Annotated in this window: 17 protein-coding genes and 15 other annotated features; of the genes, 11 read left to right on the forward strand and 6 right to left on the reverse strand. The window is 52.8% G+C overall.

All coding sequences use genetic code 11. From position 1 onward, the window contains the following. Nucleotides 1–426: 426 nt before the first annotated feature. Nucleotides 427–432: a ribosome-binding site (putative RBS for yqjA; RegulonDB:STMS1H003254), on the forward strand. The 9 genes from yqjA (at nucleotide 427) to yhaH (ending at nucleotide 5,218) form a co-directional block, all read left to right on the forward strand. Continuing rightward, nucleotides 427–1,101 (forward strand): putative DedA family membrane protein gene (gene yqjA / locus STM3226; protein ID NP_462140.1). Within the gene, nucleotides 439–1,101 belong to an annotated coding region; the region does not span the whole gene. It overlaps the preceding feature by 6 nt. Continuing rightward, nucleotides 1,092–1,097, forward strand: a ribosome-binding site (putative RBS for yqjB; RegulonDB:STMS1H003255). (Overlaps the previous gene by 6 nt.) Continuing rightward, nucleotides 1,092–1,488, forward strand: a protein-coding gene (gene yqjB, locus STM3227; RefSeq protein ID NP_462141.1) for a putative outer membrane protein. Within the gene, nucleotides 1,105–1,488 belong to an annotated coding region; the region does not span the whole gene. The genes yqjA and yqjB overlap by 10 nt, the downstream gene beginning before the upstream one ends. A 128-nt stretch (nucleotides 1,489–1,616) precedes the next feature. Further along, nucleotides 1,617–1,622 (forward strand) — a ribosome-binding site (putative RBS for yqjC; RegulonDB:STMS1H003256). Continuing rightward, nucleotides 1,617–2,001, forward strand: a protein-coding gene (gene yqjC, locus STM3228) for a putative periplasmic protein (protein ID NP_462142.1). Within the gene, nucleotides 1,633–2,001 belong to an annotated coding region; the region does not span the whole gene. It overlaps the preceding feature by 6 nt. A gap of 29 nt (nucleotides 2,002–2,030) precedes the next feature. After that, nucleotides 2,031–2,036, forward strand: a ribosome-binding site (putative RBS for yqjD; RegulonDB:STMS1H003257). Continuing rightward, the gene (gene yqjD, locus STM3229) for a putative inner membrane protein (protein ID NP_462143.1) occupies nucleotides 2,031–2,348 on the forward strand. Within the gene, nucleotides 2,043–2,348 belong to an annotated coding region; the region does not span the whole gene. (Overlaps the previous feature by 6 nt.) Before the next feature lie 2 nt (nucleotides 2,349–2,350). After that, on the forward strand, nucleotides 2,351–2,749 hold the full coding sequence (yqjE, locus tag STM3230; RefSeq protein ID NP_462144.1) for a putative inner membrane protein: 399 nt from the start codon (nucleotides 2,351–2,353) through the stop codon (nucleotides 2,747–2,749). After that, nucleotides 2,729–2,734 (forward strand) — a ribosome-binding site (putative RBS for yqjK; RegulonDB:STMS1H003258). (Overlaps the previous gene by 6 nt.) Beyond that, the gene (yqjK, locus tag STM3231) for a putative inner membrane protein (RefSeq protein ID NP_462145.1) occupies nucleotides 2,729–3,045 on the forward strand. Within the gene, nucleotides 2,746–3,045 belong to an annotated coding region; the region does not span the whole gene. The genes yqjE and yqjK overlap by 21 nt, the downstream gene beginning before the upstream one ends. A gap of 144 nt (nucleotides 3,046–3,189) precedes the next feature. Continuing rightward, a complete protein-coding gene (yqjF, locus tag STM3232) occupies nucleotides 3,190–3,675 on the forward strand; it encodes a putative membrane-associated protein (protein ID NP_462146.1) in 486 nt (161 codons plus the stop codon). Nucleotides 3,676–3,730: 55 nt separating this feature from the next. Continuing rightward, nucleotides 3,731–3,736, forward strand: a ribosome-binding site (putative RBS for yqjG; RegulonDB:STMS1H003259). Continuing rightward, nucleotides 3,731–4,729 (forward strand): putative glutathione S-transferase gene (gene yqjG, locus STM3233; RefSeq protein NP_462147.1). Within the gene, nucleotides 3,743–4,729 belong to an annotated coding region; the region does not span the whole gene. Its footprint overlaps the feature before it by 6 nt. A 114-nt stretch (nucleotides 4,730–4,843) precedes the next feature. After that, nucleotides 4,844–4,849 (forward strand) — a ribosome-binding site (putative RBS for yhaH; RegulonDB:STMS1H003260). Continuing rightward, nucleotides 4,844–5,218 (forward strand): putative inner membrane protein gene (gene yhaH / locus STM3234; protein ID NP_462148.1). Within the gene, nucleotides 4,853–5,218 belong to an annotated coding region; the region does not span the whole gene. (Overlaps the previous feature by 6 nt.) A 38-nt stretch (nucleotides 5,219–5,256) precedes the next feature. Here the strand turns inward: yhaH and yhaJ are convergent. Then, the gene (gene yhaJ, locus STM3235) for a putative LysR family transcriptional regulator (RefSeq protein NP_462149.1) occupies nucleotides 5,257–6,162 on the reverse strand. Within the gene, nucleotides 5,257–6,153 belong to an annotated coding region; the region does not span the whole gene. Continuing rightward, nucleotides 6,157–6,162 (reverse strand) — a ribosome-binding site (putative RBS for yhaJ; RegulonDB:STMS1H003261). Its footprint overlaps the gene before it by 6 nt. A gap of 82 nt (nucleotides 6,163–6,244) precedes the next feature. Further along, nucleotides 6,245–6,250: a ribosome-binding site (putative RBS for yhaK; RegulonDB:STMS1H003262), on the forward strand. Here yhaJ and yhaK point away from each other — a divergent pair. Together yhaK and yhaL are read left to right on the forward strand one after the other, a co-directional pair. Further along, nucleotides 6,245–6,959, forward strand: a protein-coding gene (gene yhaK, locus STM3236; RefSeq protein NP_462150.1) for a putative cytoplasmic protein. Within the gene, nucleotides 6,258–6,959 belong to an annotated coding region; the region does not span the whole gene. It overlaps the preceding feature by 6 nt. A gap of 10 nt (nucleotides 6,960–6,969) precedes the next feature. Continuing rightward, nucleotides 6,970–6,975, forward strand: a ribosome-binding site (putative RBS for yhaL; RegulonDB:STMS1H003263). Beyond that, nucleotides 6,970–7,147 (forward strand): putative cytoplasmic protein gene (gene yhaL, locus STM3237; RefSeq protein NP_462151.1). Within the gene, nucleotides 6,983–7,147 belong to an annotated coding region; the region does not span the whole gene. It overlaps the preceding feature by 6 nt. A 112-nt stretch (nucleotides 7,148–7,259) precedes the next feature. On the opposite strand, the gene yhaN is transcribed toward yhaL, so the two are convergent. The 5 genes from yhaN to tdcD form a co-directional block, all read right to left on the reverse strand. Then, the gene (gene yhaN / locus STM3238; protein ID NP_462152.1) for a putative inner membrane protein occupies nucleotides 7,260–8,582 on the reverse strand. Within the gene, nucleotides 7,260–8,570 belong to an annotated coding region; the region does not span the whole gene. Further along, nucleotides 8,577–8,582: a ribosome-binding site (putative RBS for yhaN; RegulonDB:STMS1H003264), on the reverse strand. Its footprint overlaps the gene before it by 6 nt. 13 nt (nucleotides 8,583–8,595) lie before the next feature. Continuing rightward, the gene (gene yhaO, locus STM3239) for a putative HAAAP family transport protein (protein ID NP_462153.1) occupies nucleotides 8,596–9,936 on the reverse strand. Within the gene, nucleotides 8,596–9,927 belong to an annotated coding region; the region does not span the whole gene. Further along, nucleotides 9,931–9,936 (reverse strand) — a ribosome-binding site (putative RBS for yhaO; RegulonDB:STMS1H003265). Its footprint overlaps the gene before it by 6 nt. 306 nt (nucleotides 9,937–10,242) lie before the next feature. After that, nucleotides 10,243–11,612 (reverse strand): L-serine deaminase gene (gene tdcG, locus STM3240; RefSeq protein ID NP_462154.1). Within the gene, nucleotides 10,243–11,607 belong to an annotated coding region; the region does not span the whole gene. Next, nucleotides 11,607–11,612 (reverse strand) — a ribosome-binding site (putative RBS for tdcG; RegulonDB:STMS1H003266). Its footprint overlaps the gene before it by 6 nt. Nucleotides 11,613–11,676: 64 nt before the next feature. Beyond that, nucleotides 11,677–13,986, reverse strand: a protein-coding gene (tdcE, locus tag STM3241; protein ID NP_462155.1) for a 2-ketobutyrate formate-lyase. Within the gene, nucleotides 11,677–13,971 belong to an annotated coding region; the region does not span the whole gene. Then, nucleotides 13,981–13,986, reverse strand: a ribosome-binding site (putative RBS for tdcE; RegulonDB:STMS1H003267). It overlaps the preceding gene by 6 nt. A gap of 18 nt (nucleotides 13,987–14,004) precedes the next feature. Further along, the gene (tdcD, locus tag STM3242) for an acetate kinase II (anaerobic) (RefSeq protein ID NP_462156.1) occupies nucleotides 14,005–15,226 on the reverse strand. Within the gene, nucleotides 14,005–15,213 belong to an annotated coding region; the region does not span the whole gene. Next, nucleotides 15,221–15,226: a ribosome-binding site (putative RBS for tdcD; RegulonDB:STMS1H003268), on the reverse strand. (Overlaps the previous gene by 6 nt.) Nucleotides 15,227–15,242 lie beyond the last annotated feature (16 nt).

The following is a 15,242-nucleotide window of genomic DNA, read 5'->3' on the forward strand; positions in this document are numbered from 1 at the left end:
TGCCGGATGGCGTATGCCATCCGGCGTAACGATAGATCTGAATCTCCCAATCCATAGGCTGTGATGGAAAGCGAATTGATGTTCACGCGCAACATCCTCGCGTAACGTTATATGTAGATGGCGTCTGCCGCGGCGCTCGGTCAGCGTAAAGTATAAAGTGTCAGCCTGTGTAAATCCTCTCGCCACCCTCCCTTGCGATAAGCAAAATCAAAGCTCAACGACGCGTAATTTCTATAACGGACTTCGTTGACCTTTGTTACAATTAGATGCATTTTGAATTTTTGTGTGTTAGTGCTTGCTTACTTCACAACTTAACAAGGAATAGTTCAGGCCGCGAATTTGCCGTTTCCGCAACGCTGATAAAAACTCCAACTCTGTTGCGGCAGTGCAAACCTCAGATCACCGGCGTGACGTTAACCGATTCTCCAGGAATACTGAATGGAACTACTGACTCAATTGCTGAATGCCCTGTGGGCTCAGGACTTTGAAACACTGGCCAATCCTTCCATGATTGGCATGTTATATTTTGTGTTATTTATGATTTTGTTTCTGGAAAATGGGCTGCTCCCTGCCGCCTTTTTGCCTGGCGACAGCCTGTTGATCCTGGTCGGCGTGCTGATCGCCAAAGGCGCGATGGGTTATCCACAAACCATTTTGCTGCTTACCGTCGCGGCCAGCCTGGGTTGCTGGGTCAGCTATATTCAGGGCCGCTGGCTGGGGAATACCCGCACCGTGCAAAACTGGCTCTCTCATCTCCCCGCACATTATCATCAACGCGCCCATCACCTTTTCCATAAACACGGCCTGTCGGCACTATTGATAGGCCGTTTTATCGCGTTTGTCAGAACGCTGCTGCCCACCATTGCCGGCATATCCGGTCTGAATAACGCGCGCTTTCAGTTCTTCAACTGGATGAGCGGCTTGTTGTGGGTGCTTATCCTGACGTCGCTGGGCTATCTGCTGGGCAAAACGCCCGTCTTTATGAAGTATGAAGATCAGTTAATGTCATGCCTGATGCTGCTGCCCGTGGTGCTGCTCTTTTTTGGCCTGGCGGGTTCACTGGTCATGCTGTGGAAAAAGAAGTATGGGAGCCGGGGATAACTTATGCTTAAACCACGCATAACTGCCCGACAACTCATTTGGATCAGCGCTTTTCTACTGATGCTGACCATACTCATGATGACGTGGTCAACGCTGCGTCAGCAAGAGTCGACGCTGGCCATTCGCGCGGTTAACCAGGGCGCCAGTATGCCAGACGGCTTCTCAGTTCTGCATCATCTGGATGCGAACGGCATTCATTTTAAAAGCATTACGCCTAAAAATGACATGTTGCTCATTACCTTCGATTCCCCTGCGCAAAGCGCCGCAGCAAAAACAGTGCTTGATCAAACGTTACCACACGGTTATGTCGTCGCTCAGCAGGACGATGACAACGAAACGGTACAGTGGCTGTCCCGCTTACGGGAAAGCTCACACCGCTTTGGCTAATCTCCAGGAATCCGAATCATATCACTCACTTTGGTGATTTCATTGTTTAATGACTATGATTAATAAAGCGGTGTTTAACCCACCGCGTTATTATCGGGATCACCGCCCCGGACAACGGGTCCGAACATAAGGGAAAGTTCAGGAATGAAATACCGCATCGCTTTGGCTATCACGCTTTTTACACTTAGCGCCGGTAGCTACGCTAATTCGCTTTGTCAGGAAAAAGAGCAGGATATACAAAAGGAAATTAGCTACGCTGAAAAGCACAACAATCAGCGCCGTATTGAGGGTCTGAACAAGGCGCTCAGCGAAGTACGCGCCAATTGTACTGACAGCAAGCTGCGCGCCGAGCATCAGAAAAAGATCGCTGAGCAAAAAGAAGAGGTAGCCGAACGCCAACGTGATTTAGCCGAGGCAAAAGCAAAAGGCGATGCGGATAAAATAGACAAACGTGAACGTAAGCTGGCCGAGGCTCAGGATGAGCTAAAAAAACTTGAGGCCAGAGACTACTAAATTAACGCCGAATGTAAATACTCACTCACCTGGAGAAAACTATGTCGAAAGATAACACTACGGAACATCTGCGCGCTGAGTTGAAATCCCTGACCGATACGCTTGAAGAAGTGCTGAGCTCTTCGGGCGAAAAGTCGAAAGAAGAGTTGAGTAAGATTCGTAGCAAAGCCGAGCGCGCGCTGAAAGAGAGCCGTTACCGCCTGGGCGAAACGGGTGATGTGATTGCCAAACAGACTCGCGTCGCCGCCGCCCGCGCCGATGATTATGTGCGCGAAAATCCCTGGACAGGCGTAGGCATTGGCGCCGCTGTCGGTCTGGTGTTGGGCGTACTGCTGACGCGTCGTTAATTATGGCGGACTCTCGACAGGCACAAGGACCAGGCAAAAGCGTACTGGGTATCGGGCAGCGGATTGTCACCATTATCGTTGAGATGGTGGAAACCCGGCTGCGACTGGCGGTAGTAGAACTGGAAGAAGAGAAAGCGAACCTCTTTCAGCTTTTGCTGATGGTAGGTCTTACCATGCTCTTCGCGGCGTTTGGCTTAATGAGCCTGATGGTTCTGGTCATCTGGGCTATCGATCCTCAGTACCGTTTGAACGCGATGATCGCTACCACAGTTGTGCTGTTAGTGCTTGCGCTAATCGGCGGCATCTGGACTTTGCGCAAAGCGCGTCAGTCCACGCTATTGCGCCATACGCGGCACGAACTGGCTAACGATCGGCAAATTCTGGAGGACGATCAGTCGTGAGCAGCAAAGGCGAACGCGAAAAACGTAAAGCGCTGCTTCTCAGTCAGATCCAGCAGCAACGGCTGGATCTGTCCGCCAGCCGTCGCGACTGGCTGGAGACCACCGGCGCGTACGATCGCGGCTGGAATACGGTGTTAAGCCTGCGCTCCTGGGCGCTGGTCGGTAGCAGCGTAATGGCCATCTGGACCATCCGTCATCCTAATATGTTGGTACGCTGGGCGAAACGCGGCCTGGGTATCTGGAGCGCCTGGCGCCTGGTAAAAACTACCCTCCGTCAACAACAGCTCCGCGGTTAATATCTTTTCTTTTATAGCATCGCGCCATCAGGTTATCACCTGGTGGCGCGATACTTTTATGCATATCGTCTCTTTAGCAATCACTCAAATTTTTTGAAAAAATTTGGCAATTTTCCTTGCTAACAATTCCTGCACGCCACGTTTATGATTCTCTCCAGCGATAACAATGATGCGCCAAACCGCGTCATTGCTCATGAAAATAGCAGCAGCCGCCGAATCGGCCCCCTGGAGAATAAAATGAAAAAATTAGAAGATGTTGGTGTACTGATAGCGCGTATTTTAATGCCAGTTCTGTTTATTACCGCAGGATGGGGAAAAATTAGCGGCTATGCGGGCACACAGCAGTATATGGAAGCGATGGGCGTACCAGGATTCCTGCTGCCGCTCACCATACTGCTTGAGTTCGGCGGCGGTCTGGCGATTCTGCTGGGGTTCCTCACCCGCACCACTGCGCTTTTCACCGCTGGTTTTACGTTGCTGACGGCATTGATCTTCCATAGCAATTTTGCAGAAGGTGTAAACTCGCTGATGTTTATGAAAAACCTGACCATTGCCGGCGGATTCTTATTACTGGCGTTAACCGGGCCTGGCGCGTTCAGCCTTGACCGTCTGCTGAATAAAAAGTGGTAAGCAATCTATACTCAATTAAAAAAGCGAGGGAATAGCGCCTCGCTTTTGTCATCTGAAGGAGAGAGACATGGGACAACTGATCGATGGCGTCTGGCACGATACCTGGTATGACACCAAATCTTCCGGGGGGAAATTTCAGCGTTCAGCGTCGGCTTTCCGCAACTGGCTTACCGCTGACGGCGCGCCCGGACCTTCCGGCGAAGGCGGATTCGCCGCAGAAAAAGATCGTTACCATCTGTACGTTTCCCTTGCCTGCCCCTGGGCGCATCGCACGCTCATTTTCCGTAAACTGAAAGGTCTGGAGCCGTTTATTCCGGTTTCCGTCGTGAATCCATTGATGCTGGAAAACGGCTGGACGTTTGATGATACTTTTCCGGCGGCCACCGGCGATACCCTCTATCAGCATGAATTTCTCTACCAGTTGTATCTGCACGCCGATCCACACTACAGCGGCCGCGTCACCGTACCGGTCTTATGGGATAAAAAAAATCATACTATCGTCAGCAACGAGTCCGCCGAAATCATTCGTATGTTTAACTCCGCCTTCGATGGGCTGGGCGCTAAAGCCGGGGATTACTATCCCCCCGCGCTGCAAAGCAAAATTGACGAGTTAAACGGCTGGATTTATGACAACGTTAATAACGGCGTTTATAAAGCAGGCTTCGCCACCAGCCAGCAAGCGTATGATGAAGCGGTAGACAAGGTATTTACTGCGCTGGCGCGCCTGGAACAGATTCTCGGACAGCACCGCTATCTGACGGGCGACCAGTTGACCGAGGCGGATATCCGCTTATGGACGACCCTGGTACGCTTTGATCCGGTTTACGTGACTCATTTCAAATGCGACAAATACCGAATCAGCGACTACCTGAATCTGTACGGTTTCCTGCGCGATATCTATCAAATATCGGGCATTGCTGAAACTGTTAATATGGACCATATTCGTCACCACTATTTCCGTAGCCATAAAACGATTAACCCCACGGGTATCATTTCTGTCGGACCGTGGCAGGATCTGCTCGAACCTCACGGGCGCGACGTGCGCTTTGGCTAATTTCAGGCGTCCTCCGGGACGCCTTATTAATAAATACCACAAATATTTACCAGCATTTCATTCGCGGCTATTCTTAGTTTGATTACTTTAAAAACAAGTGATTGAACCATTATTGAGGCGAAAATGGATTGGTATTTAAAGGTTTTAAAAAATTATCTGGGATTTGGCGGCCGCGCGCGACGCAAAGAGTACTGGATGTTTATTCTGGTCAATATCATCTTTACCTTTGTGTTGGGCCTGCTGGACGCCATGCTTGGCTGGCAACGCGCCGGGGGTGAAGGCGTTCTGACCACCATTTACGGCGTTCTGATCTTTTTACCGTGGTGGGCCGTGCAGTTCCGTCGTCTGCATGACACTGACCGCTCCGCATGGTGGCTACTGTTGCTACTTATCCCCATTATCGGCTGGCTTATCATCATCGCGTTCAACTGCCAGAATGGTACGCCGGGCGACAACCGCTTCGGCCCCGATCCGAAACGTTTTTCCTGATGGCGGCGCGGCGCCGCTTTTAAAGCGCCGCGCGCTATTTATTTTCCGGCGAATAGCTTAGGTATTTCCCGCAGGCACCAGGCTTTTGCCTCCCCCATACTGTCGCGCCGCCAGGCCATAATAATATCGATTTCGCTGGTCGATTCCGGGCTGACCACGCGTAGCCGCCCTTCGGCAATATCCTGTTCCACCATCGAATATGGCATGGTCGCGACGCCAAGCCCGGCCAGCAGCGCCTGACGTTTATCTTCAATCGTGCTTACCGTCAGACGTGGCTGCTTATCCAGCAGTTGCACCGTTAATACCGGCCGCTCGCGCGCGGTATCCGCTACCGCTACGCCGCGGTATTTAACCCGCGTCACTTCCGAAAGCGGCTCCGGCTCCTGATGAATAGGGTGGTCAGGCGCGGCGACATACACATTCATTAACGTATACAACTTACGGGAGTTAATTTCCGACGACGATCGAAAATGCATATCCGGAGCGATAACGATATCCGCCCGTCCCTGCTCAAGCCGCTCCCATGCGCCAGCCAGTACTTCGGTAATCAATGAAAGCTGCGTATTGGCTTTAGCGGCCAGCCGGTCGATCAGTGGAAAAAAAGCAGGCGTCGGTACCAGAGCTTCAGTGACTAGCGTCAGATGCGTTTCCCAACCGCGGGCCAACGCTTCAGCATCCGTCGTTAACTTGTCTGCCGCTTCCAGCAATACCCGCCCGCGTTCCAGCAGCATACGTCCGACGTTGGTGAATTTTGTACGATGGCCGGAGCGATCGAACAGTACAACGTCCAACTCTTCTTCCAGCTTCTGCATGGTGTAACTCAGCGCGGAGGGCACACGCCCCAACTCATCAGCCGCTGCGGCAAAACTGCCCCGGCGGTCAATGGCGTCCATCACACGCAATGCTTCAAGCGTCAGCGCTCTCTCTTTAGCCATAACGTTCTCATTCAGGAAATTTGAACATACCGGGCAGAATATCTGGCTAACAATGCAGCGTCCAGCCCCTTAACATAAAAGGAAGTAAAGAGAGGTTAATAACGATGATTACGACCCGAACCGCCAAACAATGTGGACAGGCAGACTACGGATGGCTACAGGCCCGCTATACCTTCTCCTTTGGACACTATTTCGACCCTACACTGCTAGGCTACGCGTCGTTGCGCGTACTGAACCAGGAAGTGCTGGCGCCGGGCGCCTCTTTTCAGCCTCGAACTTACCCAAAGGTGGATATTTTAAACCTGATTCTGGACGGCGAAGCGGAATACCGCGACAGCGACGGCAACCATGTACAGGCTAAAGCGGGCGAAGCGTTACTGCTCGCCGCGCAGCCGGGCATTAGCTACAGCGAACATAATATCAGCAAAGTTAAGCCGTTAACCCGAATGCAACTGTGGCTTGACGCCTGTCCTGAACGGGAAAACACGCTGGTACAAAAAATCCCACTCCTGGCGGCGCAACAACAGCTTCTTGCCTCGCCCGACGGTGAGCAAAACAGCTTACAACTGCGCCAACAGGTCTGGGTACATCATATTACGCTGGAGAAAGGCGAATCGCTTAATTTCCAGCTTCACGGGCCGCGCGCCTATTTGCAGTCGATTCACGGTACGTTCCACGCGATGACGCACAACGAAGAACGCGAGGCGTTAACCTGCGGAGATGGCGCATTTATTCGTGATGAACCTAACATTACGCTGGTTGCCGATACGCCGCTGCGCGCATTACTGGTAGATTTACCGGTGTAGCCAGCCAGAAAAGGAGTCGCAAGATGAGCAAAAAATCGGCGAAGAAACGTCAGCCCGTGGTAAAACCTGCCGTACAGGAGGCGATGAGCGCCGCTGTGCCGCTGGGCTATGAAGAGATGCTAACCGAACTGGAAGCCATCGTGGCGGACGCCGAAGCCCGGCTGGCAGAAGAAGAGGCCGCAGCCTGAAATCATGCCGGATGGCGGCGCAAGCGCCCGATCCGGCTGATAACGGGTAGACCCGATAAGCGCAGCGCCATCGGGCAACACGCTGCCCCGACGTCATGCCGGGGCGTTATTATTAATGCGCTTTACTGGCCATAATCTCGATGATCTGCTTGTCGGTCTGCTGCATTGAGCGACACGCCAGCGAACACAAATTCGAAATAGATTGTTCGACATTGTGCGCCACAATCCCTTCGTTTCCGGTCACCGCCGTATCATCCAACGCCATCAGTACGGCTTTCCACGCCGCCGACGCGCTGGTAGAGACTTTCATCGCGCAGCTATTCGACGCGCCATCGCAAATCATCCCGCTGACATCACCAATCATACTGCTGATAGCCATTGCGATAGTGTCGTAACGACCATCTATCAGCCACGCCATACCCGCTGCCGCGCCCATCGCCGCCGTAGTTGCCGCGCACAGCGCCGACAAACGCGGAAGCTGATGGTGAATATAGATAGCGCTCAAATGCGATAACATTAGCGCGCGCGCCAGGCGCTCGTCATCGGCGCCGACATGTTCAGCAACCACCATGACTGGCACCGTGGCGGTAATCCCCTGGTTGCCGGAGCCGGAGTTGCTCATCGCGGGCAACGTGGCACCGCCCATTCTGGCGTCTGACGCCGCGCTGGTACGGATCAAAATCGCCGTGGAGAGATCTTTCGCCAGCAGACCGCGATCGCACTGTTTGGCCAGCGTCGAACCGATATGCAGCCCCCAGGAACCACGCAGTCCCTCCTGCGACAACGCGCCGTTTAGCCTGGCCGCATCGAGAATAAAGCGGATAGCGTCAAAGGGCACCGCATTCACAAACGCCAGGATCTCTTCCAGCGAGGTATGAGACAGCACTCCCAGTGGCGAGGTTTTTTCTTCTTCCTGCGCATTATCGGCCTGGGTAAATACCACACCCTTGTCGGTTTCTATCCGCACAATATTTGTATGATCGCCGACGATCGTGACACATGCCCAGCTATCGCCGCTATACACTTTCGCCCGTGAAAACAGAATATCGTTACATGGCTCCTGCAACATCACCGCGACATGTCCAGCGGCCAGCATCGCTTTTGCATCGGCAACGGCTTTAGCGGAAGCGTCTTTTAACACCTCCAACCCGGCTTTCGCATCACCGCCCAACGCGCCCAACGCCGCGGCGATCGGTAGCCCTACCATTCCCGTTCCTGGAACGGTAACGCCCATACCATTTTTCATCAGATTGGGCGAAACCCACGCGTCAATGCGTTCAACTGTGCCGTTAAGTTCAGCCGCCGCCGCCGCTGCCGCCAGCGCCAGTGAAATTGGCTCAGTACACCCCAGCGCCGGTTTTACTTCTTCCTGTACGGCCAGAATAAAACTTTGCCACAATGGATTTATTTTAGATTCAAACATAACAACAACCTTAATCTCAGGTATATCAAGAGAATGCCAGGAACGGAGAAACGCATAGCAGCAGACCGGTAATAATAATCAGGTACAACGAAGCGCCTTTATATTTGTGCAATGCGGGAACCTTGTAGACCAACCATGCCGGAATTAAACAGCCCACCATACCGAAGATAGGGCTACAAATAGAGGTGAAGCTCAGTACCGGCGCGTTGAGCACAATGGCGCTCCAGGCCAGCAAAATAGCGAAAATCATAATGCCGCGCTGTACCAGATTTTCCTTAATCTTCTCGGCGGGCATTTTACGGCGCAGGATATTCATCACAATGCCTTGCGTCGCTTCGCGGAATCCTAAATAAACGCCAAAGAAGGCGGTCATGACGGCAAAGATGTTCAGAATTACGCTAACCACTTTGACCCAGCCAGCGCCATCGCCGCTAATAAATTGCGCGGCGATCGCCAGGGCGGAAATATTCTGCTCGTAGGCTTTCACCGCTTCGTCATGCCCCATCGCCAGGGTGAAGGAAACCGCATAGAAAAATACGGTAACGAACAGGATGCCAAACGCAATATTCATGGCACGCAGCGCTTTATGGCGTGCGACCTCAATAGATTTTTCGCGTGAACGGTAAGAGATCACCATTGGGCTTAACGTCTGGATAAATAAAATCGAGGTCAGCGTAAATGGCAGGGTAATAATGGCGTTTTTAATCAGCAGGGCCATCGGCGGCAGCGCGCCAATGTTATACAGATGCCACATACCCACCATAGAGACGCCCAGCGCCGCCACTACCAGTAGCTTGGTCAGCACCATGCCAGTGGAGATTTTGAACAGTAATTTTTCACCGCGTGAGGAAATCGCCACCAGGATGCAGATCAGCACCAGACCATAAAATGGACTATCGGAAAGCAATCCTTCCGTTACGCCGAAAGTATGCAGATAAGAGGCGCTGTCGTTAGTAATCGCCGTAGAATAGACGAACATCCAGATGACGAGCATCACAAAGTACAGCGCGCCTAATAAAATACCCCAGTTTTTGCCCAGATAGCCGCTGATCACGCTGGGGTAGTCTTTACATTCCGGGGATTCCGCCAGCGTATTAATAAACAGCCGCTGGAACAGGTACATGGCCGGATAGCCAATAATAGAAGAGAGTAAAAAGACCCAAAGTCCCATCAGGCCAACCTGGACAGGAAGAAAAACGATCCCTGCGCCAATCGCCATCCCGATACTCATAATGACCCAACCGGTGTCGGTACTATCAAATTTGATGGCTTCACGCCATTCGCTTTCAGTCATCCCTGCCCGACGCGCCGGGGCTGATGCGTCGAGGATTACGCTGGTATTACTTGCCGATTCCATAAAATTCTCGCTCAATGTGTAGGTAGAGGTTTTTTTTATTTTTCGTGCCGCAGCAAGGCGATATGCAGAACGTGAGGTGCAGGTACTTTCTTGTAATAAGAAAATCATACGCGCACGATAAGAGAAAAACTTACCAATAAAACGCCTGCATTTCTTGTGGGTTAAGAATTCTTTTCTATTTACTATTGGTTTAATGTTGTTATTTTCTCTATTTGACGCGTATCACAACAAAAAAGGGCGCACTTTGGTGCGCCCTTTTCTCAACTTCTGTCTTCTACGTTATCCCATAGCCTGCTCACTCTGCGCCTGTCGGGTCTATCCACAAACGACTTTAATCGCCAGACCGCCGCGCGACGTCTCGCGATATTTGTCGTTCATGTCTTTACCCGTTTCGTACATGGTTTCGATTACTTTATCGAGCGAAACCCGCGGTTCAGAGGTACGGCGTAGCGCCATTCGCGCCGCATTTACCGCTTTAACGGCGTTAATCGCATTACGTTCAATACAAGGGATTTGTACCTGACCCGCCACCGGGTCACAGGTGAGGCCAAGGTTATGCTCCATCGCAATTTCCGCCGCAATACAGACCTGCGCCGGGCTGCCGCCCAGCAGTTCTGTCAGCCCCGCCGCCGCCATCGAACACGCGACGCCAACCTCGCCCTGACACCCCACTTCCGCGCCGGATATCGAGGCGTTCATCTTGTACAGCATACCAATCGCCCCCGCCGACAGCAGATAACGGGCGATAGAGTTGGCATTGACCGGACGACGGAATTTGTCGTAATAGGCCAGCACCGCAGGAATAATGCCGCACGCGCCGTTGGTCGGCGCGGTGACCACTCGCCCGCCCGCCGCGTTCTCTTCGCTCACGGCCAGGGCGAACATGTTAATCCAGTCAATAACGTTCATCGGATCGCGGGAGAGATTATCGCTGGAGACCAGCAGACGCCGTAACGCTACCGCGCGGCGTGGAACGTTCAGCGGCCCCGGCAGCACGCCCTCAGTATTCATGCCACGTTCAATTCCGGTCGCCATCACCTGCCAGATGCGGGCAAAGCCAGCGTCAATCTGCTCTTTGCTCCGCAACGCCAGTTCATTTTGCATCATCAGGCCGGAAACCGAGAGCCCCTGTCTTTCACACAGCGTCAACAGTTCGCTGGCGGAATGAAAATCATACGGCACCGATTTTTCTACGTCGTGCGACTGACCAAAACGCTCCTCTTCGACAATAAAGCCGCCGCCAATAGAGTAATACGTTTTGTGTAAAAGCGGCGCTTGTCCGTTCCAGGCGGTAATACGCATACCGTTTTCATGGCGCGCCAGGGTTTCAGCGTGAAAGAAAATACTGTCGGCGACGGGAAAATCCACCACATGCGCGCCACCCGCCACCGATAAACGGCTGCTGCGGGCAACCTCCTGGATAAACGCCGGAATGCTATCAATATTGACATCCTGCGGCGTATTGCCCGCCAGGCCCATAATGACGGCGGTATCGGTCGCGTGGCCTTTGCCCGTCAGCGATAGCGATCCGTAAAGATCAACCGTGATGCGCGTCGTTCGCGGCAGGTCGCCGCTGTCGATCAGCCGATCGATAAAACATTTTCCTGCATTCATTGGCCCTACGGTATGGGAGCTTGAAGGTCCAATGCCAATCTTAAAAATATCAAATGCGCTAATCATATCTCCCCCTAAGATTACCGTTCAGCGAAGATCCGTCGCGGGGCGATCCACACGATCGCCCCGTTCACGTTACATCGCCTGAGTAAAGGTGCGCGAAATAACGTCCTGTTGCTGTTCACGCGTCAGCGCATTGAAGCGCACGGCATAGCCGGAAACGCGGATCGTCAGGTTCGGGTAGTTTTCCGGATGTTCAATCGCATCCAGCAACATTTCACGGTTCATGACATTGACGTTCAGATGCTGCCCGCCTTCTACCTGTGCTTCATGATGGAAATAGCCGTCCAGCAGGCCGACAAGATTGGTTTTCCGCACCGCATCTTCTTTCCCGAGCGCCGCAGGCACAATCGAGAAGGTGTACGAAATACCGTCTTTGGCGTAGGTAAACGGCAGTTTCGCCACCGACGTCAGCGAGGCCACCGCCCCTTTGCGGTCACGACCATGCATCGGGTTCGCCCCCGGCGCGAACGGCGTTCCGGCGCGGCGTCCATCCGGCGTATTGCCGGTCTTCTGCCCGTACACGACGTTCGAGGTGATGGTCAAAATGGACTGCGTCGGCACCGCATTGCGATACGTCGGCAACACGCTAATTTTTTGCATAAAGCGTTTCACCAGGTCGCAGGCGATGCTGTCCACGCGCTCATCGTTGTTGCCGTACTGCGGATACTCGCCTTCAATAGCAAAGTCGATGGCAAGGCCGTTTTCGTCGCGGATCGGCTTCACCTGAGCGTACCTGATGGCGGACAGGGAATCCGCCGCCACCGACAGTCCGGCGATGCCGCACGCCATCGTCCGATACACATCACGGTCGTGCAGCGCCATCAGCGAAGCTTCATAGCTGTACTTATCGTGCATGTAGTGAATGATGTTCAGCGCGCTAATGTACTGCACCGCCAGCCAGTCCATAAAATGGTCGAGACTCTCCATTACCGCGTCATAATCCAGCACCTCATCCGTTAACGGCGCGGTTTTCGGCCCGACCTGGATTTTCAGTTTCTCATCAACGCCGCCATTGATAGCGTACAGCAACGTTTTGGCAAGGTTGGCGCGCGCGCCGAAGAACTGCATCTGCTTACCGATGACCATCGGGCTGACGCAACAAGCGATGGCGTAATCGTCGCTGTTAAAGTCGGTACGCATTAAATCGTCGTTTTCATACTGCAAAGATGAGGTCACGATGGAGACCTGCGCAGCATATTTCTTGAATGCCACCGGCAACGCTTCTGACCACAGTATGGTCAGGTTCGGCTCCGGCGCTGGCCCCATCGTGTGCAGGGTATGCAGATAACGGAAGGAGTTCTTCGTCACCAGCGTGCGGCCATCAAGCCCCATCCCGCCAATAACTTCGGTGGCCCAGATCGGATCGCCGGAAAAGAGCGAATCAAATTCCGGCGTGCGCAGGAAACGCACCATGCGGATCTTCATGATGAAATGGTCGATCAGTTCCTGCGCCTGCTGCTCTGTCAGAAGGCCCGCGTTGAAATCGCGCTCAATGTAGATATCAAGGAACGAGGCGGTTCTTCCCAGCGACATTGCACCGCCATTTTGCGATTTTACCGCCGCCAGATAAGCGAAGTAGAGCCACTGTACCGCTTCCTGCGCGTTCCGCGCCGGGCGGGAGATATCGTAGCCGTATTTCGCCGCCATCTCCTGCATTTGCAGCAGCGCGCGACGATGCTCCGCCAACTCCTCACGCAGGCGAATCGTCGCCTCAAGATTCTGTCCCTGCTCCAGATTCGACTGCAGGTCGGCGAATTGCAGCTCGCGTTCGCGCACCAGATAACGGATGCCATACAGCGCGACGCGGCGATAATCGCCAATAATGCGCCCGCGACCATAACCATCCGGCAAACCGGTTAATACGCCGGATTTACGGCAGCGCAGCATATCCGGCGAGTAAACATCGAATACGCCCTGATTATGGGTTTTCCGCAGGTCGGTAAAGGTATATTCAAAATCGGCGTCCATTTCGCGGCCATAAGCGTGGAATGAACTTTTGATCATGTTAACGCCGCCAAACGGATGCAAAGCGCGTTTAAGCGGCTTATCCGTTTGTAAACCGACGATTTTTTCCAGCTCTTTTTCAATATACCCCGCATCGTGCGCGGTAATCGTCGTCGCGATGTTGGTATCGAAATCCACCGGCGCATGGGTCGCGTTCTCGATACGTATTCCCGCCATCACCTTTTCCCACAGCGCCGTGGTCGCTGGCGTCGCGTCGGCGAGAAAAGATTCATCCCCCTCATAGGGCGTATAGTTATGCTGAATAAAATCACGGACATTAATTTCTTCTTTCCAGTCCGTACCTTTAAAATCACGCCATGCTTCGGCATACAGCATATCGCTGGTATCGATATTTACCTTCATGAAAAATAATCTCTCTACAGAACAGCCGTTAAGTTATGCAAATTCCACTGGTGCTTTCACGTTGCCTAAATGAATGGCATCAAGGGCAATCATTTTCTCTTCATTCGTGGGAATAACAGCGCAAATAACCTGAGAAGGGTTAGCGGAAATAATGCGCTCGCCGTGAGAATTCGGCTGCTTATTCATTTCAACGTCTAACGTAAGCCCCAGTACGCCCAGATGTTCAATGACCAACTGGCGAATTAATACTGAATTTTCACCAATACCACCGGTAAAAATAATGCCATCCAACCGATGTAACGATGCCGCGTGTCCGGCAATATGACGGGCGATACGGTGAACAAACGTTTTTATCGCTAACCGGGCGCGCTCATGTCCTTCGTGCCAGGCTTTTTCCAGGACTCTAAGGTCGGATGACAAACCGGAGATGCCGAGCAAACCGGACTCTTTATTCACCACTCGCTCCAGATCGCTCAACGTCTGCCCGGTTTCTTTGGCTATCCACGCCATCGCGCCGAAATCAACGTCGCCGCTGCGAGTCCCCATCATCAGCCCCTCAAGCGGCGTCATCCCCATTGAAGTATCCACGCTCTGACCATTGCGTACCGCGCAGATAGACGCCCCATTGCCCAGATGCGCGACAATCAGACCCGAGTCTTTTTCATCGAGGTCAAGCAGTTCATACGCGCGCCGCGAAACATAGCGATGCGACGTACCGTGAAAGCCGTAGCGACGCACGCCCAGGCTGGAAAAATACTCCCACGGCAATCCGTATAAATAGGCTTCCGGCGCCAGCGTCTGGTGGAAACTGGTATCAAATACCGCCACCTGACGCACGGCCGGGAAAAGATGCCGCGCCGCGTCAATGCCGCTTAAATTAGCGTAATTATGCAGCGGCGCTAAAGGCGATACCCGACGAATATTATCGATAATCTCATCGGTAATAATGACGGACTGCGTAAATAACTCTCCACCGTGCGCGATACGGTGACCAATTAATGCCACGCTATCCGTTAAATCACGTTTTTCCAGCTCAAAGGCAATGGCTTTTAACGCGTCCTCATAATTAGAGTGTGCGAGGTTTATCGGCTTATCGCCATTAATAGATAAAAAGGCGTTTTCAGTATTCATTCCATCTGCTATTCCCGCCATTAAAACATCACAGGTAGCGACATCCAGTACAGAGAATTTGATAGAAGATGATCCGCAATTAATGACCAGAACGACCGGAAATTCATTCATGTAGTGCCTCCGTCGATGTCAGCCTGCGT

This window comes from Salmonella enterica subsp. enterica serovar Typhimurium str. LT2 (assembly GCF_000006945.2).
In the GTDB taxonomy this organism is placed as follows: Bacteria; Pseudomonadota; Gammaproteobacteria; order Enterobacterales; family Enterobacteriaceae; genus Salmonella; species Salmonella enterica.